The organism is Escherichia sp. HH26CH, assembly GCF_009820205.1.
GTDB classification, from domain to species: domain Bacteria; phylum Pseudomonadota; class Gammaproteobacteria; order Enterobacterales; family Enterobacteriaceae; genus Escherichia; species Escherichia coli_F.
On sequence record NZ_VNXM01000040.1, the window covers coordinates 66,180 to 90,119 of the forward strand.

The following is a 23,940-nucleotide window of genomic DNA, read 5'->3' on the forward strand; positions in this document are numbered from 1 at the left end:
TTTCTGGAGAGTAATACCCAGTCTGTTTCTTTGATAATTGCGCTGTTTTTCCGCATGAAAAACGGGCAACCGACACTCTGCGCCTCTTTGAGCTGACGATAACCGTGAGGTTGGCGACGCGACTAGACACGAGGCCATCGGTTCACACCCGGAAAGGCGTTACTTTGCCCGCAGCTTAGTCGTCAATGTAAGAATAATGAGTAAGTTACGATGAAAAGAATGTTAATCAACGCAACTCAGCAGGAAGAGTTGCGCGTTGCCCTTGTAGATGGGCAGCGTCTGTATGACCTGGATATCGAAAGTCCAGGGCACGAACAGAAAAAGGCAAACATCTACAAAGGTAAAATCACCCGCATTGAACCGAGTCTGGAAGCTGCTTTTGTTGATTACGGCGCTGAACGTCACGGTTTCCTCCCACTTAAAGAAATTGCCCGCGAATATTTCCCTGCTAACTACAGTGCTCATGGCCGTCCCAACATTAAAGATGTGTTGCGTGAAGGTCAGGAAGTTATTGTTCAGATCGATAAAGAAGAGCGCGGTAACAAAGGCGCAGCACTGACCACCTTTATCAGCCTGGCAGGTAGCTATCTGGTTCTGATGCCGAACAACCCGCGCGCGGGTGGTATTTCTCGCCGTATCGAAGGCGACGACCGTACCGAATTAAAAGAAGCACTGGCAAGCCTTGAACTGCCGGAAGGCATGGGGCTTATCGTGCGCACCGCTGGCGTCGGCAAATCTGCTGAGGCGCTGCAATGGGATTTAAGCTTCCGTCTGAAACACTGGGAAGCTATCAAAAAAGCCGCTGAAAGCCGCCCTGCCCCGTTCCTGATCCATCAGGAGAGCAACGTAATCGTTCGCGCATTCCGCGATTACTTACGTCAGGACATCGGCGAAATCCTTATCGATAACCCGAAAGTGCTCGAACTGGCGCGTCAGCATATCGCTGCATTAGGTCGCCCGGATTTCAGCAGCAAAATCAAGCTGTACACTGGTGAAATTCCGCTGTTCAGCCACTACCAGATCGAGTCGCAGATCGAGTCCGCCTTCCAGCGTGAAGTCCGTCTGCCGTCTGGTGGTTCTATTGTTATCGACAGCACTGAAGCGTTAACTGCCATCGATATCAACTCCGCACGCGCAACCCGCGGCGGCGATATCGAAGAAACCGCGTTTAACACCAACCTCGAAGCTGCCGATGAGATTGCTCGTCAGCTGCGCCTGCGTGACCTCGGCGGCCTGATTGTTATCGACTTCATTGACATGACGCCAGTCCGCCACCAGCGTGCGGTAGAAAACCGTCTGCGTGAAGCGGTGCGTCAGGACCGTGCACGTATTCAAATCAGCCATATTTCTCGCTTTGGTCTGCTGGAAATGTCCCGTCAGCGCCTGAGCCCATCATTGGGTGAATCCAGCCATCACGTCTGCCCGCGCTGCTCCGGTACCGGTACCGTGCGTGACAACGAATCGCTGTCGCTCTCTATTCTGCGTCTGATCGAAGAAGAAGCGCTGAAAGAGAACACCCAGGAAGTTCACGCCATTGTTCCTGTGCCAATAGCTTCTTACCTGCTGAATGAAAAACGTTCTGCAGTGAATGCGATTGAAACTCGTCAGGACGGCGTGCGCTGTGTGATTGTGCCAAACGATCAGATGGAAACCCCGCACTACCATGTGCTGCGCGTGCGCAAAGGGGAAGAAACCCCAACCTTAAGCTACATGCTGCCGAAGCTGCATGAAGAAGCGATGGCGCTGCCGTCTGAAGAAGAGTTCGCTGAACGTAAGCGTCCTGAACAACCTGCGCTGGCTACCTTTGCCATGCCGGATGTGCCGCCAGCGCCAACGCCAGCTGAACCTGCCGCGCCTGTCGTAGCCCCAGCACCTAAAGCTGCAACGGCAACACCAGCATCTCCTGCACAACCAGGGTTGTTGAGCCGCTTCTTCGGCGCACTGAAAGCGCTGTTCAGCGGTGGTGAAGAAACCAAACCGGCCGAGCAACCAGCACCGAAAGCAGAAGCGAAACCGGAACGTCAACAGGATCGTCGCAAGCCTCGTCAGAACAACCGCCGTGACCGTAATGAGCGCCGCGACACCCGTAGTGAACGTACTGAAGGCAGCGATAATCGCGAAGAAAACCGTCGTAATCGTCGCCAGGCACAGCAGCAGACTGCCGAGACGCGTGAGAGCCGTCAGCAGGCTGAGGTAACGGAAAAAGCGCGTACCACCGACGAGCAGCAAGCGCCGCGTCGTGAACGTAGCCGCCGCCGTAATGATGATAAACGTCAGGCGCAACAAGAAGCGAAAGCGCTGAATGTTGAAGAGCAATCTGTTCAGGAAACCGAACAGGAAGAACGTGTACGTCCGGTTCAGCCGCGTCGTAAACAGCGCCAGCTGAATCAGAAAGTGCGTTACGAGCAAAGCGTAGCCGAAGAAACGGTAGCCGCACCAGTGGTTGAAGAAACTGCCGCTGCCGAAACCATCGTTCAGGAAGTGCCTGCTCCGCGTACAGAACTGGCGAAAGTCCCGCTGCCAGTCGTAGCGCAAACTGCGCCGGAACAGCAGGAAGAGAACAATGCTGATAACCGTGATAACGGTGGCATGCCGCGTCGCTCTCGCCGCTCGCCTCGTCACCTGCGCGTGAGTGGTCAGCGTCGTCGTCGCTATCGTGACGAGCGTTATCCGACCCAGTCGCCAATGCCGTTAACCGTAGCGTGCGCGTCTCCGGAACTGGCCTCTGGCAAAGTCTGGATCCGCTATCCGATTGTACGTCCGCAAGATGTACAGGTTGAAGAGCAGCGCGAACAGGAAGAAGTACAAGTGCAACCGATGGTGACTGAGGTCCCTGTCGCCGCCGCTGTCGAACCGGTTGTTAGCGCACCGATTGTTGAAGAAGTGGCTGAAGTCGTAGAAGCCCCCGTTCAGGTTGCCGAACCGCAACCGGAAGTGGTTGAAACGACGCATCCTGAAGTGATTGCCGCCGCGGTAACTGAACAGCCGCAGGTGATTACCGAGTCTGATGTTGCCGTAGCCCAGGAAGTTGCAGAACACGCAGAACCGGTGGTTGAACCGCAGGAAGAGACGGCTGATATTGAAGAAGTTGCCGAAACTGCTGAGGTTGTGGTTGCTGAGCCTGAAGTTGTTGCTCAACCTGCCGCGCCAGTCGTCGCTGAAGTCGCAGCAGAAGTTGAAACGGTAGCTGCGGTTGAACCTGAGGTCACCGTTGAGCATAACCACGCTACCGCGCCAATGACGCGTGCTCCGGCACCGGAATATGTTCCGGAGGCACCGCGTCACAGTGATTGGCAGCGCCCTGCTTTTACCTTCGAAGGTAAAGGTGCCGCAGGTGGTCATACGGCAACGCATCATGCATCTGCCGCTCCTGCGCGTCCGCAACCTGTTGAGTAATAATTAGCTCAAGTAATCAAGCCCTGGTAACTGCCAGGGCTTTTTTATTTCATCTTTAAATCAACATATTAAAATTCATCGAATGGCATCCTTGCTAACCAACAATACAAAATAGGCAAAAAAATGCCCGCCCCGGCGATCCCAGAGCGGGCAGACAAAACATACCCAGTTTCATGATATGTTTTAAAGCGAGCTTATTTGTTGAGCTGGAACAGCGACAATCCCTGCATATCGGTAAATGCTTTATACGATGCCTGCAATGCCGTTTGCTGCATGATGTAAGATGAAATAGTTGCATTCCAGTCCACATCAACCAGATCGCTCATCTGCTGCGTTTGCCCTAAAGCGCGATCGCTACCTAATGAATCCAGCGATTCCAGCTCGTTCAACTGCGTGCCTAATTCCGCGCGAACGGTCAGCACATTATTCAGCGAATTTTTCAGTCCGCGGTTGGTTTTATCCAATGCCGCAGCGGCGGTTTCTTTATCCGCTTCGCTATCCGCGACCGGCATTTTCAGGGCTGCGATGGCGCTATCCAGCATAGCAAACAGATTAGTTTCAGAAGCGCTACCGTCTGGTTCCGCTACCGCGTTGCTGGTAATACTGTCGAAAATTTTGTCACCCGTGTGCCCTATCACCATCGAACGCGAAGCATCGACCTGTTGTTTAATACTTTCTGCTCCGCCAACATATTCGCCGTCTGCCTCACTAAACGGCGCAGTTTCTGTTTTATAACCGGCAAAAATGTAGCGCCCGTTACCATCCGTAGTGTTCGCCAGATTCAGCAACTGGTCACGAATACCCTGGATATCGGTTGCCAACGACGCCCGGTCATCGTCACTCAAGGTGCCATTGCTGGCGTAGACAATTTTTTCCTGAGCATTCTGGATAGCAGTGGTGACCTGGCTAAGCACACTCTCTTCCAGTGACACTTTTTGAGTGGCGAAAGTACGCGCCAGCGTGTACTGGCTGTTTTGCGCCTGTGCCTGGGAGAGAACAACAGCTTGTGATGCAGCAATGGGATCATCTGAAGGGTTAACGACTCGCTTACCCGTCGACATCTGTTCGCCGTACTTCATCCATTCGGCCTGAGAATTGGTGATGCCACGCATGTTTTGCTGGTACATCATCTGGGTACTGAAACGCATTTTATCTCCCCTTAACGAATGTTAATCAGCGCATCAAAAATCGCGTTTGCCGTCTGCAGAACCTGCGCATTCGCCAGGTAATACTGCTGAAAACGTTGCAGATTTCCATACTCCTCATCGAGATTGACACCAGAAATCGACTGCTGCTGATTGGAAAGCTGCGTCACCACATTACCTTGCGTGGTGCTACTGGTTTTCAACGTCGCGGTTTTATTACCGATATCACTCACTAACGAGGCATAAGCGTCGTTAAAGGATTTAGCACCGCCCACCGTTTTACTGTTACTTTGCAGATCCAGCAGGGCCTGACCGTTGCGGTTGTCGCTATCACCCGCATCTTCTGCGCTCGCCATGGCGATTTTCGCTTCGTCGGTGATTAATACATCCATGTTGACGATGGCGTCACTTACCGGTTTCAGTGTGAAGCTGTCGTTAACGGCAGGCGTTCCTGTAAACGTCAACTCCAGACCATCAAATGCCACTTTACCGTTAGCATCCGGCGTCACCGTAAAAGTGGTATTGCTGGCAAGGCGGGTGACCTGCCACTGATTATTATCGAACGAGATTTTGTAATCTGTCGCCAGTACCGCGGAGGCATCGGTTACCGTGGCACCGATCGCAACGCCACTATTGTTGTTAGTATTTTGCAGAACCGCGGGCTTACCGATAGCAAAGAAATCCTCCCCTTCTTTACCATTGGCATCATACCCCTTGTTATGTTGGGCATTGAAAGCCTCGGCAAATGCCAGCGCCAGTTGTCCGAGCGTATTACGCGTCTGGTCGAGATCCTGAGAACGAAATGTCAGAATACCGCCCAGTGACCCGGTATTCAGCAATTTCTCCGGGATCTCAAGATTGCCCGCAGTCCCATCAACATAAGCGACAGTCGTACGAGAAGGGTCGGCGCTGGAAGGAATTGCCGCAAGTTGCCGCGCCGTACTTCCCTGAACCAGTGAGTAGCCATTGGCCATCGTGATGTTATAAGTGCCACCATCCTGAACGCTGACTTCTACGCCAACAATCTGGTTTAATTCGCTCACCAGTTGATCGCGTTGATCCAGCAGATTGTTAGGTGACGCCCCTGCCCCCACGCCTGTCAGGCGGGAGATCTGATCGTTCAGGCTGGCGATTTGTTTAGCGTAATTGTTGATCTGATCAACGCTGGCACCTATCGCGATATTGACCTGTTTGTCCTGGTCGCGCAGATATTGATCGGTGGTTTTAAACTGATTCACCAACCCTTCTGATTTCCCAATCAGCGCCTGGCGCGCTGCCGGATCTTCCGCGTTACTCACCAGCGTTTGCAGGCTGGTGAAGAAATCCTGCATCTGTGTTGCCAGCGAAGAGGTACTGGTGGAGAGCATATTGTCGATTTTCGACATCTGCTCATAGCGGGCAGTCAGGCCGCTACTTTGCGTCTGAGCCGCACGTAACTGGTTGGTAATAAAAGCATCATACTCACGCTGCACACCGGAAACGTAGACACCATTGCCAACCCAGCCACCCGCGCCCAACGTGCTGTTGGCCTGCGCCATAATAGTGGTTTGGCGGGTATATCCGGCAACGTTATAGCTGGAGATATTATTACTTGCCGTATTTAACGCCGCCTGGGCCGCGTTCAGTCCGCTCATGGCGTTATTGATCAAGCTGGACATGGAGGTTCCTTATAAGCCTTCAATTACAGAGTATTATCGGCAGCGACCCGCCGGACTTGAGTTATTCAGAACAGATTATCAATGTTCATGCTGTAGGTTTTGCTCACCTTGTCGCTTATCGATTTCATCTGCTGAATCATGCTGGTGAGTTTGCGGGCATAGTGAGGATCGGTGGCATAGCCCGCGTCCTGTAGGGCCTGCGCCCCCTGCTCCGCACTCGCGGCGGTCGTCACGGCAGCGTAGCGCGGGTTACGTGTTAATAGCCCAACGTAATCCGACAATGCTTCCAGATACGAGCTGTAGACCCGAAACTTCGCTTTTACTTTCTTCGCTTCGCCATTTTCATATTCAGTCGTGGTGATTTCAGTGACTGGCCCTTTCCAGTTGCCAGAGGCTTTGACGCCAAACAGGTTATAGCTCGGCTCGCCGTTTTCACGGCGGATTTGCCGTTGTCCCCAGCCAGATTCCAGCGCCGCCTGAGCGAGGATCAAATGATGTGGCACACCGCTTTGCTGGCTTGCCAGTTGGGCGGGCAACGAGAGTTGCGCGAGGAATGCTTTACTGTCACCCGGCAGCGAATCATCGTAGTTACGTGGTACGGCCTTTTGCACCAGCTGCGAAAGCGTCTGATTTTGATAACGCACCACGGTTTCGAGCGGGAATTTCATCGGTGCTGCTGGCGTGGACTCATCTGGCAATGGTTGTTCTGGCGTCATCTGTTTAACCATCATCTCTGCCAGCCCCAGACCTTTGCCCGCCGTCATCTGTTGGGCAATCTGCTGGTCATACATACTGGTATACAGGCGAGTGTGCTCGCTGCTGAACAGGCCATCTTTTGGTAAAGCGTCGCGCATGCTTTTCAACATCATCTGCACGAACATCCCTTCCACCTGGCGGGCCACCGGACGGATATTTGCCGCCGGATCTTCGCCCGCTTTCGCCTTAAGTTCGTTGAGCGATTGTGCATCCCAGGCCGCACTTGCCAGTAGTTTGCTGTCGCTGATCATCAGATGATTTCCAGTTTTGCCCGCAGACATCCCGCACTTTGCATTGATTGCAGTATGGACATCAGATCCATCGGCGTAGCGCCCAGCGCATTGAGCGCACGCACCACGTTATTGAGGCTGGCGCTGGAACGTACGCTTTGCAGCGAACCGCCGCTCTGGCGTAAATCGATCTGCGTTTGTGGAGTAACCACAGTCTGCCCGCCACCAAACGGTGTATCTGGCTGGCTGACATTGGCCTGCCGATTTACCGTAACCGAGAGATTCCCCTGCGCTACCGCGCAGCTGTCGAGGGTCACTTCGCGATTCATCACCACCGAACCAGTGCGCGAGTTAATCACTACTTTAGCGTCCTGCGGGGTGACATTAACCTGCATATTCTGGATATCGGCAAGGAAACGGACCTGGGAACTGTTGCCACTCGGTACGCGCACCTGAATAGTCCGCGCATCTAACGCGGTGGCGCTGCCATATCCACGCACGCGGTTGATGGTGTCAGCGATTTGCTGCGCCATACTGAAATCTTCGTCGTTAAGTTGCAAATTAAGGGTATTCCCGACGCCAAACTGGCTGGGCAATTCACGTTCAATAACCGCACCATTGGTGATCCGTCCACCGTTCAGTTGGTTCACCTGAACACTGCTACCGCCAGCGGAGGCCCCTGCGCCGCCAACCAGAATATTGCCCTGTGCCAGCGCATACACCTGACTGTCAACGCCCTTAAGCGGTGTCATCAATAACGTACCGCCACGCAGACTTTTGGCATTTCCCATGGAAGAAACCACCACGTCAATGGTTTGCCCCTGACGTCCAAACGGTGGAAGTGACGCCGTCACCATTACCGCAGCGACGTTTTTTAGCTGCATATTAGTGCCCGTCGGAACGGTAATTCCCAGCTGTGAGAGCATGTTATTAAGCGTTTGTGTGGTAAACGGCGTCTGAGTTGTCTGGTCACCGGTGCCATCCAGCCCCACCACCAGGCCATAGCCAATCAGTGAGTTTTGCCTTACCCCCTGAACACTGGTGAGATCGCGAATACGCTCAGCCTGAGCTGCCGTGATAACCAGTAGAAGAATTAATGCAGAGAGAAATTTAATCACCACAGCCTCACTTACATTGGCGACAGGTTAAGGAAGAAACGCTGCAACCAGCCCATATTTTGCGCTTCGTTAATGTAGCCATTGCCTACGTATTCAATGCGCGCATCCGCCACCTGAGTAGACGGTACGGTATTACTGCCGCTGATGGTGCGAGGATTAACTACACCAGAGAAGCGAATAAATTCGGTACCCTGATTAATGGCGATCTGTTTTTCACCCACCACATGCAGGTTGCCGTTGACCAGTACCTGGTCAACCGTCACCGTCAACGTGCCGCTAAAGGTATTGCTGGCATTGGCCCCACCTTTTCCGTTGAACGTGTTGCCACCAGAGGCTTCGACATCGGCACGAGCGTTACCAAACAGCCCCTGCAAATAGCGCGGCACAGTATCAAAGCCAAAATTAGTTTTACCGTCACGGCTGGCATTCGCAGAGGAGCTTTTGCTGGCGCTGACGTTCTCCTGCAACACGATGGTCAGCGTATCGCCAATATTGCGTGGTCGACGATCTTCAAACAGCGGTTGATAGCCATAGTTAATCGGCTGAGCAGACTGGAAAATAGAACCGTTGGCGACGGGCGTCGGACCGGGAACCGGTTGTGCACTGGTCGCCCCCTGTACCAGCGGCGTGGAGGGTATCCAGGCGCAGCCGGTTAGTGAAAGCACCAACAAGCTGGAAATGGCATAAGTATGCGCAGCGTTTTTTTGCATGGCTATCATCTTCAAAAATCAGTAAACCGGTGAATCTGCCACCGGTTATGCCTTAGAGTTGCGTCAGTTTTTGCAGCATCTGATCGGTGGTGGATACCGCTTTACTGTTGATTTCGTAGGCGCGTTGCACCTGAATCATATTGACCAGTTCTTCCGCCACGTTGACGTTAGACGTTTCAACATACCCTTGATAAAGCAGTCCCGCGCCGTTCAGGCCCGGCGTGCTTTCGTTCGGTGCACCGGAGGATTGCGTTTCGGTGTAGAGGTTTTCGCCAATGCTCTCCAGTCCGGTATCATTCATAAAGGTGGTGAGATTGAGCTGCCCAACTTGAACCGGAGCTGCCTGGCCTTGTTGGGTTACGCTGACCACGCCATCACGACCGATGGTGATACTTAACGCATTCGCCGGAATGGTGATCGCTGGCTGCACCTGAAAACCACCAGCCGTCACCAGCTGCCCGTTCTGATCCACCTGGAAAGAGCCGTCACGGGTATAGGCTGATGACCCATCTGGCAACATCACCTGGAAAAAGCCCTGCCCTTTAATCGCGACGTCTTTACTGTTGTTGGTCTGCGACAGGTTGCCCTGGCTGTGTAAGCGTTCAGTGGCGACCGGACGTACCCCCGTGCCGATTTGCAACCCGGATGGCAAGGTGGTTTGTTCGGAAGACTGTGCCCCCGGCTGGCGGATGGTTTGGTAAAGCAGATCTTCAAAAACGGCCCGCTGGCGCTTAAAACCGTTGGTACTGACGTTTGCCAGGTTGTTGGCAATGACGTCCATATTGGTTTGCTGGGCGTCAAGGCCCGTTTTGGCGATCCATAATGAACTGATCATAAAATGTCCTGTGGTGGATTATTGACAAAATGCATATGTCTTCATGCCGGATGCGGCGTAAACGCCTTATCCGGCCTACAAGGTATAGAAAAATCAATAAATTGCGATGTACCCCGTAGACCGATAAGTTTGCACACCGGGCAACTTACGTTTGTCATGTATCCGTTCAATTAACTCATCGACAGCAGTTGGTTGGCACGGCCTGCGTTATCATCGACGCTGCTGATCACCTTCATCTGCATTTCAAAACGCCGCGCGCTGGCAATCATGTCGCTCATTGCCGCAACGGCATTGACGTTACTGCCTTCCAGAACCCCCGACATCACACGTAAGGTTGGATCTGCCTGCAGTACCGGCCCACGCGTAGCCTGGCTTTCTGCGCTTAAACGAAAAATGCCGTCGTCACCGCGCTGCACTTCGCTGCCCGTGGCTTTCACCAGCTTCAGACGCCCCACTGGCGCGACAGTATTTGCCGGATCGCCAGAATTCAGCGCCGAGATTGTGCCATCGGCAGCAACAGTGATTTCCGCCCCTTCCGGCACAGCAATTGGCCCCGCCTCGCCGATCACCGGATGTCCCTGAATTGTCAGTTGCCCGGTGGGATCAACCTGAATGCTGCCATTACGCGTATATCCTTCGCTGCCGTCAGCGGTCTGCACGGCCAGCCAGCCGTCCTGCTGCAACGCGACGTCCAGCGGGCGCGAGGTGTAATCCATCTTACCGGGCGTCATGTCAGCACCCGGTGTTGACGCCGTAACCAGCGTGCGCGTGGGTAGTGAAAGCCCTTCCACCGGAACTGCACGCAAGGCGTTTAACTGTGCGCGAAAACCGGGCGTAGAGGCATTGGCCAGATTACTGGCGGTCACCGCCTGTTGATTCAGCGTCTGGCTGGCTGCCCCCATCGCGGTATAAATTGCGTGATCCATTGAGCTATCCCGTCAGCGATTAGCGTAAGTTAACCAGCGTGTTGAGGATCTGGTCCTGGGTTTTGATGGTCTGGGCGTTAGACTGATAGTTACGCTGGGCAACGATCATATTGACCAGTTCTTTACTGAGATCGACGTTGGACGCTTCCAGCGCACCGTTGGTCAGGGTGCCAAAGTTGCCCGTCCCGGCTGTCCCCAACAGCGCCACGCCAGAAGATTGCGTCGCAGACCAGACGTTGTCGCCTTCGGATGCCAGACCTTCGTTGTTGGCAAAGTTCGCCAGTACAATCTGCCCCAGCAGTTGGGTTTGTTCGTTGGAATAGTTGCCGACAACCGTACCGTCATCATTGATTTGATAACTCACCAGATCGCCCGGTTTATAGCCGTTCTGGGTGGTTGCCACAATGTTGTTAGCACCGGTATTTTGCTGCATGGAGTTGAGGAAGCTCAGGCTAAACGTGGCGGGATCTGCGCCGTTAATTGCGCCGGTTGCGATATTATTCGCCATCGCACCATCCACTAATGTGCCATTAGCATTAAATTCCAGTGTTGTCGCTGTCTTCGCAATGCTGTTTGGATCACTGCTATCCTGGGTGTAAACATCCCAGTTATTATCCCCGGTCTTCACAAAATAAACGCTCATATCATGAGCATTACCCTGACTATCGAAAACAGTCACCGAACCTTTTTTGTTATAGCTATCCGCATTGCTGGCATCGAATCCTTTAACAGAGGGAAGCGGATCACTGGAATTCAGGTTGATCTGCATCGACGCCGTGGTGGTAGTTTTCGCTGCCATCAGGGTATTCGGGATCGAAATATTGGTCGGATTCGCCCCTTGTTGAATAGTCGGCGGCGTACCGGTTGCCGGATACCCCGTCAGCTGTAATCCTTGCATATTCACCAGGTTACGATTTTCATCGAGCTTAAATTGTCCATTACGGCTGTAAAAAACCGAACCATTGCTGTCTACCAGACGGAAAAAACCATTCTGGCTGATAGCAACGTCCAGACCTCGCCCGGTGTTGGTGGTCGTGCCATCGGTAAAGTCCTGAGTGATACCGGCAACTTTTACCCCCAGTCCCACTTTCGAACCGGCAAACATATCGGCAAAAGAGGCCGTGCCTGATTTAAAGCCGTAGGTGGCGGAGTTGGCGATATTGTTGCCAATAACATCGAGGTTGGTGGCGGCAGCGTTTAATCCGCTAACCGCTTGAGAAAAGGCCATGACTGACTCCTGAAATTTGAGGGCTTTAAATTATCTGCCGTACTTCGTCGAGGGTGGTGGTGCCGTAAGTGCCGAGATCCAGCGTATTACCGTTGTTGCCGCGGATCACCCCCTGCACCAGAGCAAACTGCAGCGGCTGGGCAACCAGTTGTGTACCACCGTTACTGGCGCTAATCGCTACATTGTAAGAACCGTTCGGCGCAGTGCTGCCGTCAGTCAACGTACCGTCCCAGGTGAAACTGTGGACTCCGGCAGTCAGTTCACCGATATCAATGGTACGGACAACCGCGCCGTTTTTATCGGTGATGGTGGCCGTAACTTTGTCTGCCGCCTGCTGCAACTCAACACCAAACGGTGTGGTCGTGGTCACAGCCCCTTCTTCACTGCCGGTTCCCGCAAGAACAGTGGTGCCTGGGATCATCACGCCGTGACCGATCAGGTTACTGGCCTGTAACGACTGGCTGTTATCAATCTGTCCGGAAATAGATCCGAGCGTGGTATTGAGTTTTTCAATCCCGCTGACCGTGCTGATTTGAGCCAATTGCGACGTCAGCTCGTTGTTTTCCATTGGATTGGTCGGGTCCTGGTTTTTCAGCTGCGCCACCAACAAAGTCAGAAAACTGCTTTGTAAATCTGCGGCGTTGCTGCCCGTGAGCGAACTACTACTGGTGGTGCTGACGCCGGTATTTGTCGGATCGGTGGTGGTTACCGCAATGGACATAGCTTTCTCCTTTATTGACCGAGCGTAAGGGTTTTCAGCATCATGCTTTTCACCGTGTTGAGCACTTCAACATTGGCCTGATAGCTGCGTGACGCCGACATGGTGTTAACCATCTCCCCGACGACATCAACGTTTGGCATTTTCACGTAGCCCTTTGCATCCGCCAGCGGATTACCCGGTTCATAAACCAGTTTGTCCGGGGCCTGACTTTCTATAACATCAGCCACCTTTACGCCGCCTGTCGCAGCACCTGGAGCAGCGTTAACCTGAAATACCACCTGTTTTGCCCGATATGGCTGTCCATCGGGACCGGTCACGCTATCAGCATTCGCCAGATTACTGGCCGCCACGTTCAGGCGCTGGGACTGAGCAGTTAACGCCGACCCGGCGATATCAAAAATATTCAGCAATGCCATCCGTTAATTTCCGCTCTGTAAAACGTTCATCATGCCTTTGATTTGCCCGCTCAACGCGCTAAGGCTCATCTGGTATTGCAGGCTGTTATCGGCAAACTGGGTGCGTTCGCGATCCATATCGACGGTATTACCATCCAGCGAGGGCTGGTCCGGAATACGGTATTGCAGTTCTGCGGTAGGAGGCGTCAGCGCCTGCGCCGGAATGTGTTGCGTTGAGGTCATCGTCAGTGCAACCACGCTTGTTGCATCCCGTCCACGTTGCATGACTTTTTTAAGTTCACTGGCAAAATCGATATCGCGAGCCTGATAACCAGGGGTATCGGCATTGGCGATGTTTGCTGCCAGCACTTCCTGACGCTGGGCGCGCAGATTGAGCGCCTCTTGTTGAAAACGTAAGGCGGCGTCGAGCTTATCGAGCATATCTCCTCCGCAGGTATCAAAATTCTGCCATCAGCTTAAATGCCTTTACGCGCGCGTTATCGGCGGAATAAACGCAAAATGGGTCGCTATTTATGCCGTTGATGGTCATTGCGGACAGGTACAATTCACGTTGTAGAAATGGCTGGGGGCGAAAATGCTGGCAATAAAACGTAGCGTGGCGATCATCGCGATACTATTCAGTCCGTTAAGTGCGGCGAGCAATCTCACATCGCAATTGCAAACCTTTTTTAGCGCCCAGCTCGCGGGGGTAAGTGATGAGGTTCGTGTTTCTATTCGTACAGCGCCCAATCTACTGCCGCCGTGCGAGCAGCCATTGCTTTCGATGAGCAATAATTCCCGCCTGTGGGGCAATGTGAATGTGCTGGCACGCTGCGGTAACGACAAACGATATTTGCAAGTCAATGTACAGGCCACAGGAAATTATGTGGTTGCCGCGATGCCCATTGTGCGGGGAGGAAAGCTGGAAGCTGGCAATGTAAAACTGAAACGCGGACGACTGGACACCTTGCCGCCGCGTACTGTGTTGGATATCAATCAACTTATTGATGCCGTTAGCCTGCGCGATCTATCACCCGAACAACCTATCCAATTAACCCAGTTGCGCCAGGCCTGGCGTGTAAAAGCGGGACAACGCGTCAACGTGATCGCCAGTGGTGATGGGTTTAGCGCCAACGCTGAAGGTCAGGCGCTGAACAATGCTGCCGTCGCACAGAATGCGCGGGTGCGCATGGTATCGGGACAGGTGGTCAGCGGCGTTGTCGATGCAGATGGGAATATTCTTATAAACCTGTAACCTGTTAAAGATTACCCGACCCATGCCGATAAATAAGCAACACATGATAAAAGCGCCCTCAATGAGGAATAAACCATGAGTATTGACCGCACTTCACCTCTGAAGCCCGTAAGCACCGTTCAACCGCGTGAAACCACTGACGCGCCGGTAACGAATACCCGGGCGGCAAAAACAACCGCCGCCACCAGCACCAGTGTGACGTTAAGCGACGCGCAAGCAAAACTAATGCAACCCGGCAGCAGTGATATCAATCTTGAACGTGTCGAAGCGTTAAAACTGGCGATTCGTAACGGTGAACTAAAAATGGACACCGGCAAAATTGCCGATGCGCTAATCAACGAAGCGCAGCAAGACTTGCAGAGTAACTGATCGTATGACGCGTCTTGCAGAGATCCTCGACCAGATGTCCGCAGTGCTTAACGATCTCAAAACGGTAATGGATCAAGAGCAGCAACATCTCTCAATGGGGCAGATCAACGGCAGCCAGTTGCAATGGATTACAGAACAAAAAAGCTCACTGCTGGCGACGTTGGATTACCTCGAACAGTTACGCAGAAAAGAACCCAATGCAGAAAATAGCGTTGATATTAGTCAACGTTGGCAGGAAATTACGGTGCAAACTCAGCAACTACGTCAAATGAATCAACATAATGGCTGGTTACTGGAAGGACAGATTGAGCGCAATCAACAGGCGCTGGAAATGTTAAAACCGCATCAGGAACCGACGCTGTACGGGGCGAACGGTCAGACATCAATACCCCATCGCGGCAGTAAAAAGATTTCGATCTGAAGATTATCTCCGGCCTGCAGTGCAGGCCGGAATGCATTGTTATACCGTCCGACGGGCAAACTCTTTAACTTTGAAGCCCAACACCGCCAGTGCAGCGAAGTACGCGGCAATTCCCGCCAGCACGACCGCCATTAAACGCAGTAAACGCCAGGGCATAGTACCCAGTGACCACTCAGGCATGATATGTAACATACCTAAAAGCACGCCAGACATCACCAGTACCGCCACCACCAGACGCAACAGAAACGGCATCCAGCCGGGTTGCGGGGTAAAGATTTTCTGCTTACGCAACTGCCAGTAAAGCAGAGAAGCATTCAGACACGCCGCCAGACCAATAGAAAGGGACAGCCCGGCATGTTTCAACGGGCCGATAAACGCCAGGTTCATCAATTGCGTTAAAATCAGCGTAACGATGGCAATTTTCACTGGCGTTTTAATGTCCTGGCGGGAATAAAAGCCAGGAGCCAACACTTTCACGACAATCAGGCCAATCAAACCCACCGAGTAGGCAATTAACGCCCGCTGGGTCATCAGCGCATCAAAGGCGGTAAATTTACCGTACTGGAACAGCGAAACGGTTAACGGACCTGAAAGAATGCCCAACGCAACCGCACTCGGCAGCGCCAACAGGAAACAAAGACGCAGCCCCCAGTCCATCAAACGGTTGTATTCATCATGATTGCCACTGGCAAAACTTTTCGACAGCGACGGCAGCAAAATAGTACCAAGCGCCACGCCCAGAACACCGGAGGGGAACTCCATTAAGCGGTCGGCGTAATACATCCACGACACCGAACCGGAAGCAAGAAATGAGGCAAAAATGGTGTTGATGATTAAGGAGATCTGGCTCACAGAGACGCCAAGGATCGCTGGTCCCATCTGTTTCACCACGCGCATTGCCCCGGCATCGTGGAAGTTAATGCGTGGCAAAACCAGCATGCCGATCTTCTTCAAATGCGGTAGCTGATACACCAGCTGTAGGATGCCGCCGACCGTAACAGCCCATGCCAGCGCCAGCACCGGAGGATTAAAGTACGGTGCGGCAAACAGCGCGAAGCCAATCATGCTGATGTTAAGCAGCGTTGGAGCAAATGCCGGAATCGAGAAGCGGTTCCAGGTATTCAGAATCGCACCCACCAGCGACGCCAGGGAAATCAGCAAGATATAAGGAAAGGTAATCTGTAATAACTGGGTAGTCAGGGCAAATTTGTCGGCCGTGTCAGCAAAACCCGGCGCGGTCACCATGATCACCCACGGCGCGGCGAGCATCCCGGCGACCGTCACAACCGCCAGCGCGAGTGTCAGCAGGCCAGAAACATACGAGACAAAGACCCGCGTGGCGTCTTCACCCTGCTTGCTTTTATATTCCGCCAGAATCGGTACAAATGCCTGGGAAAATGCCCCTTCGGCAAAGATACGGCGCAACAAGTTAGGAAGTTTAAAAGCGACGAAAAAGGCGTCGGTTGCCATCCCTGCGCCAAAGATTCTGGCGACAATTGCGTCACGTGCGAAGCCAAGCACACGCGAAAACATGGTCATCGAGCTGACGGCGGCCAGCGATTTTAATAAATTCATCGGTGTTCTAATCCAGACCCACGGGCAAAACGCCTGCAAAGCAGGCGCTGAAAGAGGCGAATAGTCTACCTGGATTATGGTGAATTGCTACCGCCAGATGTTACAGGGTTTATTCACTCATCGCATCGCGCCAGATCTTGTCAACGATACGTTGCGCCAGTATTGCCTGTTCTCCGGCAGTTTGTGGAACTGTCTGATTTTGCACGCAATCAATGAAGTGACGCGCACAGCCAACAAATCCACGTTGCTCAAGAGTACTCTGCCAACCTGGAATAGGTTTATGCACCACGCCCTGCCCGCGCTCCTCACGCCATTCGCGCATATCCGTAATGTCGATGAGCGCACCGTCAGTCACGGCCTGCACGGTTTCACGCTGACTTCCGGCACGGCGATGCATACAGGTGGTGATCTGCAAAGGACCGGCCGAAAAATGGTGCTCGGCAAACAGCATTTCGCCAGCGTCATTAGTCAGTAGCGTACCGCCATCCAGAGAGGCTTTACCGCCCGACAACCACAGCGCGGTATCCACCACATGCAGATAATCATCCAGCAACGTGAAATAAAGGTCGTGTGGCCCGACGCTATTACTACGATGTTTATCCATTCTTAGCGAGGCGGCGGTGGCGAGTTGTGTTTTTAACTCAACGTAGAGTGGTGCGAAGCGACGGTTAAAACCGACCATCAACGTCAGTTTTTTCCGCGCCGCCAGTTCAACCAGCCGTTCAGCATCGCGCAGATTTTCTGCCAGCGGTTTATCGACACAGACATGTACTCCCGCATTGAGTAACGCACTGACCACGTCAAAGTGGCTGGCGGTGCTGGAATGCACAAAAACAGCGTCACAACAGGCAGCAAGGCTGGATAACGAATCGGCATAAGGAATGCGCCAGCTTTCACAAATTGGCAGGGCTTTCGCGCGCGTTGGCGACCACGCACCTTGTAACGTCCAGTCAGACGCTGCCGCCAGCACCGGTAACCACGCCTTTTGCGCGATGCCGCCTAACCCCACTACGCCGATACGTAATTTTTTCACTTTAATCTCCCAGATGGGCCAGCAACGAATCAAGACGCTGTTTCAGTTCTGCCACTTCGATTTCCAGAGCTTCGACGCGGGCCTGTAAATCACCGTCAACAGCGTTCGACGTATCCGTTACCGCCGGCTGATCTTCAACCTCACCACTGAAAAGATGCATGTAGCGGCTTTCGCGTTTACCCGGTTCGCGGGCCAGACGCACCACAAAAGGACCATCTTCGCGATTCGCCAGTTGTTCCAGCGTCGACTCCACTTCCGCCATATCGCTGAATTCATACATTCGCGCGGCGCGGCTGCGCAGTTCACCCGGCGTCTGGGCACCACGCAATAACAACGTGGTGATTAACGCCACTTCTGCGGCGCTCAGTTTCAGATCGCCAAATTCAGAATTACAAAAACGTTGCTCATATTTGGTGACCCGATTACCAAAACCGCTCACCGTGCGTAGATAATGACGTTTGACCAGATTATCCAGCTGTTCCTGCACTTCAGATTCACTCAGATTCATGACCGGTTCACGGTTCGTTTTCTGATTACAGGCCGTTACTACACCATTTACTGATAGCGGGTATTGCTCCGGCGTAGTCACCTGTTTTTCCAGCAAGCAGCCAATCACGCGGGCTTCCAGAGCAGTAAGTTGATATTTCATCAGATTCTCCTTAGCGGCCAGGCGTCCAGTCTGGGGTGGTTAATGCCGTCAGAACATGATCGCGCCATTGTCCATCAATCAACAGATAGTTTTTCGCATAGCCTTCTTTTTCAAAACCCAATCGCGCCAGTAAATCACCGCTGCGTTTATTGTGCGGCATATAGTTGGCCATAATGCGATGAATATGTTGGGTGCGCTGCATATAACGAATGGCTGCGGTCAGGGCTTCAAACATGAGTCCTTTGCCCTGCCATTTTTGCCCAATCGAATAACCGAGATAGCAGGCATGAAAAGAGCCGCGAACAACATTGGAAAAATTGGCAACGCCAATAATCTCTTTTTCGTCCGGGTCGAATAAGCCAAAGTAGAAAGCTGAACCTTGTTTATGAAATTCGTTAATCATCCCTAGCCTGGCCTGCCAGCCTGATGGATAACAGTGGCTTTCGTCGCGCACTGGCTCCCAGGGCTTGAGGAAATGGCGATTCTCTGCGTAATAATCCGCAAGACGCCAGGCATCACGATCATGCACCAGACGCACGACCAGTCGGTCAGTGGTTAAGCGCACTTTTGGCACGTTACTGCGATAGCCAAACATTCTATACCTACTCCTTCCCGTAACGTCTTTAATACGCTGTAAGTATTACTATACCTGCGCAACCAGACCCTGTGAAAAGTCCAGAATGCCATTTTCTGCATTATTCACATATTTGATAAAAACTCTCTATCAAAGCGACGTTTTGATAAAAAAATATTGTCCCCGAAGTGATGGGAAAAGTCTTAGCGGCAATGCAGAATAGAAAGTGCTCATCTTTTATTTCCCGGGAGGGGAAATGTCCCGCGTGTCGCAGGCGAGGAACCTGGGTAAATATTTCCTGCTCATCGATAATATGCTGGTCGTGCTGGGGTTCTTTGTTGTCTTCCCGCTGATCTCTATCCGCTTCGTTGATCAAATGGGCTGGGCCGCCGTCATGGTCGGTATTGCCCTCGGCCTACGCCAGTTTATTCAGCAAGGTCTGGGGATTTTCGGCGGCGCAATTGCCGACCGCTTTGGTGCCAAACCGATGATTGTCACCGGTATGCTGATGCGTGCCGCCGGATTCGCCACAATGGGTATCGCCCACGAACCGTGGCTACTGTGGTTTTCATGCCTGCTTTCGGGACTCGGCGGCACGTTGTTTGATCCTCCGCGTTCGGCGCTGGTGGTGAAACTAATCCGCCCGCAGCAGCGTGGCCGTTTTTTCTCACTATTAATGATGCAAGACAGCGCTGGTGCTGTTATTGGCGCATTGTTGGGAAGCTGGCTGTTGCAATACGACTTTCGCCTGGTCTGCGCCACAGGAGCCGTTTTGTTTGTGCTGTGTGCTGCGTTTAATGCCTGGTTGTTACCGGCATGGAAACTCTCCACCGTACGCACGCCCGTTCGCGAAGGCATGACCCGCGTGATGCGCGACAAGCGTTTTGTCACCTATGTACTGACGCTGGCGGGTTACTACATGCTGGCTGTACAAGTGATGCTGATGCTGCCGATCATGGTCAACGACGTCGCGGGCGCGCCGTCTGCCGTTAAATGGATGTATGCCATTGAGGCGTGTCTGTCGTTAACATTGCTCTACCCTATCGCCCGCTGGAGTGAAAAACATTTTCGTCTGGAACACCGATTGATGGCTGGACTATTAATAATGTCATTAAGCATGATGCCAGTGGGTATGGTCAGCGGGCTACAACAACTTTTCACTCTGATTTGTCTGTTTTATATCGGGTCGATCATTGCTGAGCCTGCGCGCGAAACCTTAAGTGCTTCGCTGGCAGATGCAAGAGCACGCGGCAGCTATATGGGGTTTAGCCGTCTGGGTCTGGCGATTGGCGGCGCGATTGGTTATATCGGTGGTGGCTGGCTATTTGACTTGGGTAAATCAGCGCACCAACCAGAGCTTCCGTGGATGATGCTGGGCATTATTGGCATCTTCACTTTCCTTGCGCTGGGTTGGCAGTTTAGCCAGAAACGCACCGCCCGTCGTTTGCTGGAACGCGACGCCTGATTTGATACTCCCCCCTGACTCCTCCATACTGAAAGTGAACTGACAGCCAAATGGAGGAGTCACGTGAAGCTATACATTTACGATCACTGCCCTTACTGCCTCAAAGCCCGCATGATTTTCGGCCTGAAAAATATCCCCGTCGAATTACATGTTCTGCTCAATGACGACGCAGAAACACCCACCCGGATGGTCGGTCAAAAACAGGTTCCCATTCTGCAAAAAGATGACAGCCGCTATATGCCAGAAAGCATGGACATCGTTCACTATGTCGATAAACTCGACGGCAAACCGTTACTGACCGGCAAACGTTCACCTGCCATTGAAGAATGGCTGCGCAAGGTCAACGGCTACGCCAACAAACTGCTGTTACCGCGTTTTGCCAAATCGGCATTTGATGAGTTTTCTACTCCCGCCGCGCGCAAATATTTTGTCGACAAGAAAGAAGCCAGCGCGGGTAATTTTGCCGACCTGCTGGCCCACTCTGACGGTCTGATTAAGAATATCAGCGATGATTTACGTGCGCTGGACAAACTTATCGTCAAACCGAACGCCGTGAATGGCGAACTTTCGGAAGACGATATTCAGCTATTTCCGCTCCTGCGTAATCTGACGCTGATAGCCGGAATCAACTGGCCAAGCCGCGTTGCTGATTACCGCGATAATATGGCGAAACAGACACAAATCAATTTGTTATCATCAATGGCGATTTAATCCTGACCCGCCGCGGCAGCCTGTATTCGCGGGTTGCCGCCGTTTTCAGTTTTTTCTGCTGGCGAGTTTATCGCTGGTGACACATGCTGCGTTGTGTCAGGATATTGACGCAGATTTCATGTCGAGGACTACCATGAACAAGTTTTTATTTGCCGCTGTATTGTTCGTCAGTGGCCTGCTCGTTGGCTGTAATCAACTCACCCAATACACCATCACCGAACAAGAAATTAACCAGTCGCTTGCGAAACATAATAATTTCTCAAAAGATATCGGTTTACCCGGCGTGGCTGACGCCCATATTGTTCTGACAAACCTGACCAGCCAAATTGGTCGCGAAGAGCCGAATAAGGTTACCCTAACCGGAGACGCCAATCTGGACATGAACTCCCTGTTCGGTAGCCAGAAAGCGACCATGAAACTGAAGCTGAAAGCGCTGCCTGTGTTTGATAAAGAAAAAGGCGCGATCTTCCTGAAAGAGATGGAAGTAGTCGATGCGACGGTACAACCGGAAAAAATGCAAACGGTGATGCAAACGTTGCTTCCCTATTTGAACCAGGCATTACGCAATTACTTTAACCAGCAACCTGCTTATGTCCTGCGCGAAGATGGCAGTAAGGGCGAAGCAATGGCGAAGAAACTGGCGAAAGGTATTGAAGTGAAGCCTGGTGAAATTGTCATTCCGTTTACTGATTAATCACGAGGGCGCATTTGCGCCCTTTATTTTTCGTGCAAAGGAAAACGTTTCCGCTTATCCTTTGTGTCCGGCAAAAACATCCCTTCAGCCGGAGCATAGAGATTAATGACTGCACCATCCCAGGTATTAAAGATCCGCCGCCCAGACGACTGGCACCTTCACCTCCGCGATGGCGACATGTTAAAAACTGTCGTGCCTTATACCAGCGAAATATATGGACGGGCTATCGTAATGCCCAATCTGGCTCCGCCCGTGACAACCGTTGAGGCTGCCGTGGCATATCGCCAGCGTATTCTCGACGCCGTACCTGCCGGGCACGATTTCACCCCGCTGATGACCTGTTATTTAACAGATTCGCTGGACCCTAATGAGCTGGAACGTGGATTTAACGAAGGCGTGTTCACCGCTGCAAAACTTTACCCCGCAAACGCAACCACTAACTCCAGCCACGGCGTGACGTCGGTTGATGCAATCATGCCGGTACTTGAGCGCATGGAAAAAATCGGTATGCCGCTACTGGTGCATGGCGAAGTGACACATGCAGATATCGACATTTTTGATCGTGAGGCGCGCTTTATAGAAAGCGTAATGGAACCGCTTCGCCAGCGCCTGACCGCGCTGAAAGTCGTTTTTGAGCACATCACCACCAAAGATGCTGCCGACTATGTCCGTAACGGAAATGAACGTCTGGCGGCCACCATCACGCCGCAGCATCTGATGTTTAACCGCAACCATATGCTGGTTGGTGGCGTGCGTCCACACCTGTATTGTCTACCCATCCTCAAACGCAATATTCACCAACAGGCACTGCGTGAACTGGTCGCCAGCGGTTTTAATCGCGTATTCCTCGGTACGGATTCTGCGCCGCATGCACGTCATCGCAAAGAGAGCAGCTGCGGCTGCGCGGGCTGCTTCAACGCCCCAACCGCGCTGGGCAGTTACGCTACCGTCTTTGAAGAGATGAATGCTCTGCAGCACTTTGAAGCATTCTGTTCTGTAAACGGCCCACAGTTCTATGGCTTGCCGGTCAACGACACATTCATCGAACTGGTCCGCGAAGAGCAACAGGTTGCTGAAAGCATCGCATTGACTGATGACACACTGGTGCCATTCCTCGCCGGGGAAACGGTACGCTGGTCCGTTAAACAATAAAAATCGTAGCTTCCTGTTGTCATTAGGTTATTTTAACTGTATAAATAACCAGTATATTCAACAGGGGGCTATTATGCGAATTGAAGTCACCATAGCGAAAACTTCTCCATTGCCAGCTGGGGCTATTGACGCCCTGGCTGGCGAACTTTCCCGCCGTATTCAGTATGCGTTTCCTGATAATGAAGGCCACGTATCGGTACGTTATGCCGCAGCGAATAATTTATCGGTTATTGGCGCAACAAAAGAAGATAAACAGCGCATTAGCGAAATTCTCCAGGAAACGTGGGAAAGCGCCGATGACTGGTTTGTCAGCGAATAATATGCAGTGATTTTTGTTTTTGCCGGGTCGCCCCGGCTTTTTTATTTTACTTACGAATTTCGAGTACAAAATTTCTACACTTCCTCAAAATAATTGCACAATATGCTAAAAAAATATGAATGACATGCTGTTTTATTGTTCATATAAATCTTAAAAGCAAAAATTTATCTGTTCCCCCCTTTAAAAATTCGGTGAATACCCTTACTTATTGGTATACTGAAGTTGCTTCAGATAAAAACGCATTGAACCTCGAATAACGTTGTCTAGTAACACGAATTAGGGGGCCATGATGGAAAAAAATAATGAAGTCATTCAGACTCATCCGCTCGTAGGGTGGGACATCAGCACCGTTGATAGCTATGATGCGCTGATGTTGCGTTTGCATTACCAGACCCCAAATAAGTCCGAGCAGGAAGGGACTGAAGTTGGTCAGACGCTCTGGTTAACCACTGATGTTGCCAGACAATTTATTTCGATATTAGAAGCAGGAATCGCCAAAATTGAATCCGGTGATTTCCCGGTAAACGAGTATCGGCGTCATTAACATGACATGACCATCCACCCAAAAGGCACCTCACCGGTGCCTTTACCATTTCTGGGTTGTA

The 23,940-nt window shown here is 52.2% G+C and carries 25 protein-coding genes; 10 read left to right on the forward strand and 15 right to left on the reverse strand.

Annotated elements, in window-relative coordinates:
- The first annotated feature begins 210 nt into the window (after positions 1-210).
- Complete coding sequence (rne, locus tag FQ015_RS14330; RefSeq protein ID WP_160524202.1) at positions 211-3,396, forward strand: ribonuclease E; 3,186 nt, start codon at positions 211-213, stop codon at positions 3,394-3,396.
- A 194-nt stretch (positions 3,397-3,590) separates the two neighbouring features.
- Here the strand turns inward: rne and flgL are convergent, their stop codons facing one another.
- From flgL to flgB, 11 genes are all read right to left on the reverse strand, one after another.
- Positions 3,591-4,544, reverse strand: coding sequence for a flagellar hook-associated protein FlgL (gene flgL, locus FQ015_RS14335; RefSeq protein ID WP_088541684.1), 954 nt, complete (start codon positions 4,542-4,544; stop codon positions 3,591-3,593).
- A gap of 11 nt (positions 4,545-4,555) precedes the next feature.
- Positions 4,556-6,199, reverse strand: a complete 1,644-nt coding sequence (gene flgK, locus FQ015_RS14340; protein WP_160524203.1) for a flagellar hook-associated protein FlgK — start codon at positions 6,197-6,199, stop codon at positions 4,556-4,558.
- Between the two features lie 65 nt (positions 6,200-6,264).
- Positions 6,265-7,206: a flagellar assembly peptidoglycan hydrolase FlgJ gene (gene flgJ / locus FQ015_RS14345; RefSeq protein WP_039021663.1), complete on the reverse strand. Its 942-nt coding sequence runs from the start codon at positions 7,204-7,206 to the stop codon at positions 6,265-6,267.
- Positions 7,206-8,303: a flagellar basal body P-ring protein FlgI gene (flgI, locus tag FQ015_RS14350; protein ID WP_000589300.1), complete on the reverse strand. Its 1,098-nt coding sequence runs from the start codon at positions 8,301-8,303 to the stop codon at positions 7,206-7,208. Before flgI ends, flgJ begins: the two co-directional genes overlap by 1 nt.
- A gap of 11 nt (positions 8,304-8,314) precedes the next feature.
- A complete protein-coding gene (gene flgH, locus FQ015_RS14355; protein WP_001295442.1) occupies positions 8,315-9,013 on the reverse strand; it encodes a flagellar basal body L-ring protein FlgH in 699 nt (232 codons plus the stop codon).
- A 52-nt stretch (positions 9,014-9,065) separates the two neighbouring features.
- The gene (gene flgG / locus FQ015_RS14360; protein ID WP_000625837.1) at positions 9,066-9,848 is read right to left on the reverse strand and encodes a flagellar basal-body rod protein FlgG; all 783 of its coding nucleotides are present in this window, start codon (positions 9,846-9,848) and stop codon (positions 9,066-9,068) included.
- Positions 9,849-10,018: 170 nt separating this feature from the next.
- Positions 10,019-10,774 carry a flagellar basal-body rod protein FlgF gene (gene flgF / locus FQ015_RS14365; RefSeq protein WP_032183933.1) on the reverse strand — a complete coding sequence of 252 codons (756 nt, stop codon included), beginning with the start codon at positions 10,772-10,774 and terminating at the stop codon, positions 10,019-10,021.
- Positions 10,775-10,793: 19 nt separating this feature from the next.
- Positions 10,794-12,002: a flagellar hook protein FlgE gene (flgE, locus tag FQ015_RS14370; RefSeq protein WP_160524204.1), complete on the reverse strand. Its 1,209-nt coding sequence runs from the start codon at positions 12,000-12,002 to the stop codon at positions 10,794-10,796.
- A gap of 25 nt (positions 12,003-12,027) precedes the next feature.
- Positions 12,028-12,723, reverse strand: a complete 696-nt coding sequence (gene flgD, locus FQ015_RS14375; RefSeq protein WP_000020484.1) for a flagellar hook assembly protein FlgD — start codon at positions 12,721-12,723, stop codon at positions 12,028-12,030.
- A gap of 11 nt (positions 12,724-12,734) precedes the next feature.
- On the reverse strand, positions 12,735-13,139 hold the full coding sequence (gene flgC / locus FQ015_RS14380; RefSeq protein WP_001196460.1) for a flagellar basal body rod protein FlgC: 405 nt from the start codon (positions 13,137-13,139) through the stop codon (positions 12,735-12,737).
- A 3-nt stretch (positions 13,140-13,142) separates the two neighbouring features.
- Positions 13,143-13,559, reverse strand: coding sequence for a flagellar basal body rod protein FlgB (gene flgB / locus FQ015_RS14385; RefSeq protein ID WP_000884702.1), 417 nt, complete (start codon positions 13,557-13,559; stop codon positions 13,143-13,145).
- 154 nt (positions 13,560-13,713) lie between these two features.
- Between flgB and flgA the strand changes: the two genes are divergently transcribed.
- From flgA to flgN, 3 genes are all read left to right on the forward strand, one after another.
- The gene (gene flgA, locus FQ015_RS14390) at positions 13,714-14,373 is read left to right on the forward strand and encodes a flagellar basal body P-ring formation chaperone FlgA (RefSeq protein WP_039021660.1); all 660 of its coding nucleotides are present in this window, start codon (positions 13,714-13,716) and stop codon (positions 14,371-14,373) included.
- Positions 14,374-14,448: 75 nt separating this feature from the next.
- Complete coding sequence (flgM, locus tag FQ015_RS14395; RefSeq protein ID WP_000020882.1) at positions 14,449-14,742, forward strand: flagellar biosynthesis anti-sigma factor FlgM; 294 nt, start codon at positions 14,449-14,451, stop codon at positions 14,740-14,742.
- Positions 14,743-14,746: 4 nt separating this feature from the next.
- Positions 14,747-15,163 (forward strand): flagella biosynthesis chaperone FlgN, encoded by a 417-nt coding sequence (gene flgN / locus FQ015_RS14400; RefSeq protein ID WP_000197347.1) that lies wholly within the window; start codon positions 14,747-14,749, stop codon positions 15,161-15,163.
- A gap of 39 nt (positions 15,164-15,202) precedes the next feature.
- On the opposite strand, the gene murJ is transcribed toward flgN, so the two are convergent.
- From murJ to rimJ, 4 genes are all read right to left on the reverse strand, one after another.
- On the reverse strand, positions 15,203-16,738 hold the full coding sequence (gene murJ, locus FQ015_RS14405; protein ID WP_001050688.1) for a murein biosynthesis integral membrane protein MurJ: 1,536 nt from the start codon (positions 16,736-16,738) through the stop codon (positions 15,203-15,205).
- A 109-nt stretch (positions 16,739-16,847) separates the two neighbouring features.
- Positions 16,848-17,771 carry a Gfo/Idh/MocA family protein gene (locus FQ015_RS14410; protein WP_039021659.1) on the reverse strand — a complete coding sequence of 308 codons (924 nt, stop codon included), beginning with the start codon at positions 17,769-17,771 and terminating at the stop codon, positions 16,848-16,850.
- A 1-nt stretch (position 17,772) separates the two neighbouring features.
- The gene (locus FQ015_RS14415; RefSeq protein WP_000877119.1) at positions 17,773-18,420 is read right to left on the reverse strand and encodes a YceH family protein; all 648 of its coding nucleotides are present in this window, start codon (positions 18,418-18,420) and stop codon (positions 17,773-17,775) included.
- Positions 18,421-18,430: 10 nt separating this feature from the next.
- On the reverse strand, positions 18,431-19,015 hold the full coding sequence (gene rimJ / locus FQ015_RS14420) for a ribosomal protein S5-alanine N-acetyltransferase (protein WP_000468190.1): 585 nt from the start codon (positions 19,013-19,015) through the stop codon (positions 18,431-18,433).
- 235 nt (positions 19,016-19,250) lie between these two features.
- Between rimJ and mdtH the strand changes: the two genes are divergently transcribed.
- From mdtH to bssS, 6 genes are all read left to right on the forward strand, one after another.
- On the forward strand, positions 19,251-20,459 hold the full coding sequence (gene mdtH / locus FQ015_RS14425; RefSeq protein ID WP_000092207.1) for a multidrug efflux MFS transporter MdtH: 1,209 nt from the start codon (positions 19,251-19,253) through the stop codon (positions 20,457-20,459).
- Positions 20,460-20,522: 63 nt separating this feature from the next.
- Positions 20,523-21,170, forward strand: a complete 648-nt coding sequence (gene grxB / locus FQ015_RS14430) for a glutaredoxin 2 (protein WP_039021658.1) — start codon at positions 20,523-20,525, stop codon at positions 21,168-21,170.
- 133 nt (positions 21,171-21,303) lie between these two features.
- Positions 21,304-21,864 (forward strand): lipoprotein, encoded by a 561-nt coding sequence (locus tag FQ015_RS14435; RefSeq protein WP_001353288.1) that lies wholly within the window; start codon positions 21,304-21,306, stop codon positions 21,862-21,864.
- 105 nt (positions 21,865-21,969) lie between these two features.
- On the forward strand, positions 21,970-23,016 hold the full coding sequence (gene pyrC, locus FQ015_RS14440; protein WP_000126547.1) for a dihydroorotase: 1,047 nt from the start codon (positions 21,970-21,972) through the stop codon (positions 23,014-23,016).
- 73 nt (positions 23,017-23,089) lie between these two features.
- Positions 23,090-23,335: a DNA damage-inducible protein I gene (gene dinI / locus FQ015_RS14445; protein ID WP_001217754.1), complete on the forward strand. Its 246-nt coding sequence runs from the start codon at positions 23,090-23,092 to the stop codon at positions 23,333-23,335.
- Positions 23,336-23,624: 289 nt separating this feature from the next.
- Positions 23,625-23,879, forward strand: coding sequence for a biofilm formation regulator BssS (gene bssS, locus FQ015_RS14450; protein ID WP_000414437.1), 255 nt, complete (start codon positions 23,625-23,627; stop codon positions 23,877-23,879).
- The last annotated feature ends 61 nt before the right edge of the window (positions 23,880-23,940 follow it).

Bases quoted from the DNA above. Each gene is read 5' to 3' on its own strand.
- rne (WP_160524202.1), top strand. From the start codon at position 211: ATGAAAAGAATGTTAATCAACGCAACTCAGCAGGAAGAGTTGCGCGTT.
- flgL (WP_088541684.1), bottom strand. From the start codon at position 4,544: ATGCGTTTCAGTACCCAGATGATGTACCAGCAAAACATGCGTGGCATC.
- flgK (WP_160524203.1), bottom strand. From the start codon at position 6,199: ATGTCCAGCTTGATCAATAACGCCATGAGCGGACTGAACGCGGCCCAG.
- flgJ (WP_039021663.1), bottom strand. From the start codon at position 7,206: ATGATCAGCGACAGCAAACTACTGGCAAGTGCGGCCTGGGATGCACAA.
- flgH (WP_001295442.1), bottom strand. From the start codon at position 9,013: ATGCAAAAAAACGCTGCGCATACTTATGCCATTTCCAGCTTGTTGGTG.
- flgG (WP_000625837.1), bottom strand. From the start codon at position 9,848: ATGATCAGTTCATTATGGATCGCCAAAACGGGCCTTGACGCCCAGCAA.
- flgF (WP_032183933.1), bottom strand. From the start codon at position 10,774: ATGGATCACGCAATTTATACCGCGATGGGGGCAGCCAGCCAGACGCTG.
- flgE (WP_160524204.1), bottom strand. From the start codon at position 12,002: ATGGCCTTTTCTCAAGCGGTTAGCGGATTAAACGCTGCCGCCACCAAC.
- flgD (WP_000020484.1), bottom strand. From the start codon at position 12,723: ATGTCCATTGCGGTAACCACCACCGATCCGACAAATACCGGCGTCAGC.
- flgC (WP_001196460.1), bottom strand. From the start codon at position 13,139: ATGGCATTGCTGAATATTTTTGATATCGCCGGGTCGGCGTTAACTGCT.
- flgB (WP_000884702.1), bottom strand. From the start codon at position 13,559: ATGCTCGATAAGCTCGACGCCGCCTTACGTTTTCAACAAGAGGCGCTC.
- flgA (WP_039021660.1), top strand. From the start codon at position 13,714: ATGCTGGCAATAAAACGTAGCGTGGCGATCATCGCGATACTATTCAGT.
- flgM (WP_000020882.1), top strand. From the start codon at position 14,449: ATGAGTATTGACCGCACTTCACCTCTGAAGCCCGTAAGCACCGTTCAA.
- flgN (WP_000197347.1), top strand. From the start codon at position 14,747: ATGACGCGTCTTGCAGAGATCCTCGACCAGATGTCCGCAGTGCTTAAC.
- murJ (WP_001050688.1), bottom strand. From the start codon at position 16,738: ATGAATTTATTAAAATCGCTGGCCGCCGTCAGCTCGATGACCATGTTT.
- FQ015_RS14415 (WP_000877119.1), bottom strand. From the start codon at position 18,420: ATGAAATATCAACTTACTGCTCTGGAAGCCCGCGTGATTGGCTGCTTG.
- rimJ (WP_000468190.1), bottom strand. From the start codon at position 19,015: ATGTTTGGCTATCGCAGTAACGTGCCAAAAGTGCGCTTAACCACTGAC.
- mdtH (WP_000092207.1), top strand. From the start codon at position 19,251: ATGTCCCGCGTGTCGCAGGCGAGGAACCTGGGTAAATATTTCCTGCTC.
- FQ015_RS14435 (WP_001353288.1), top strand. From the start codon at position 21,304: ATGAACAAGTTTTTATTTGCCGCTGTATTGTTCGTCAGTGGCCTGCTC.
- pyrC (WP_000126547.1), top strand. From the start codon at position 21,970: ATGACTGCACCATCCCAGGTATTAAAGATCCGCCGCCCAGACGACTGG.
- dinI (WP_001217754.1), top strand. From the start codon at position 23,090: ATGCGAATTGAAGTCACCATAGCGAAAACTTCTCCATTGCCAGCTGGG.
- bssS (WP_000414437.1), top strand. From the start codon at position 23,625: ATGGAAAAAAATAATGAAGTCATTCAGACTCATCCGCTCGTAGGGTGG.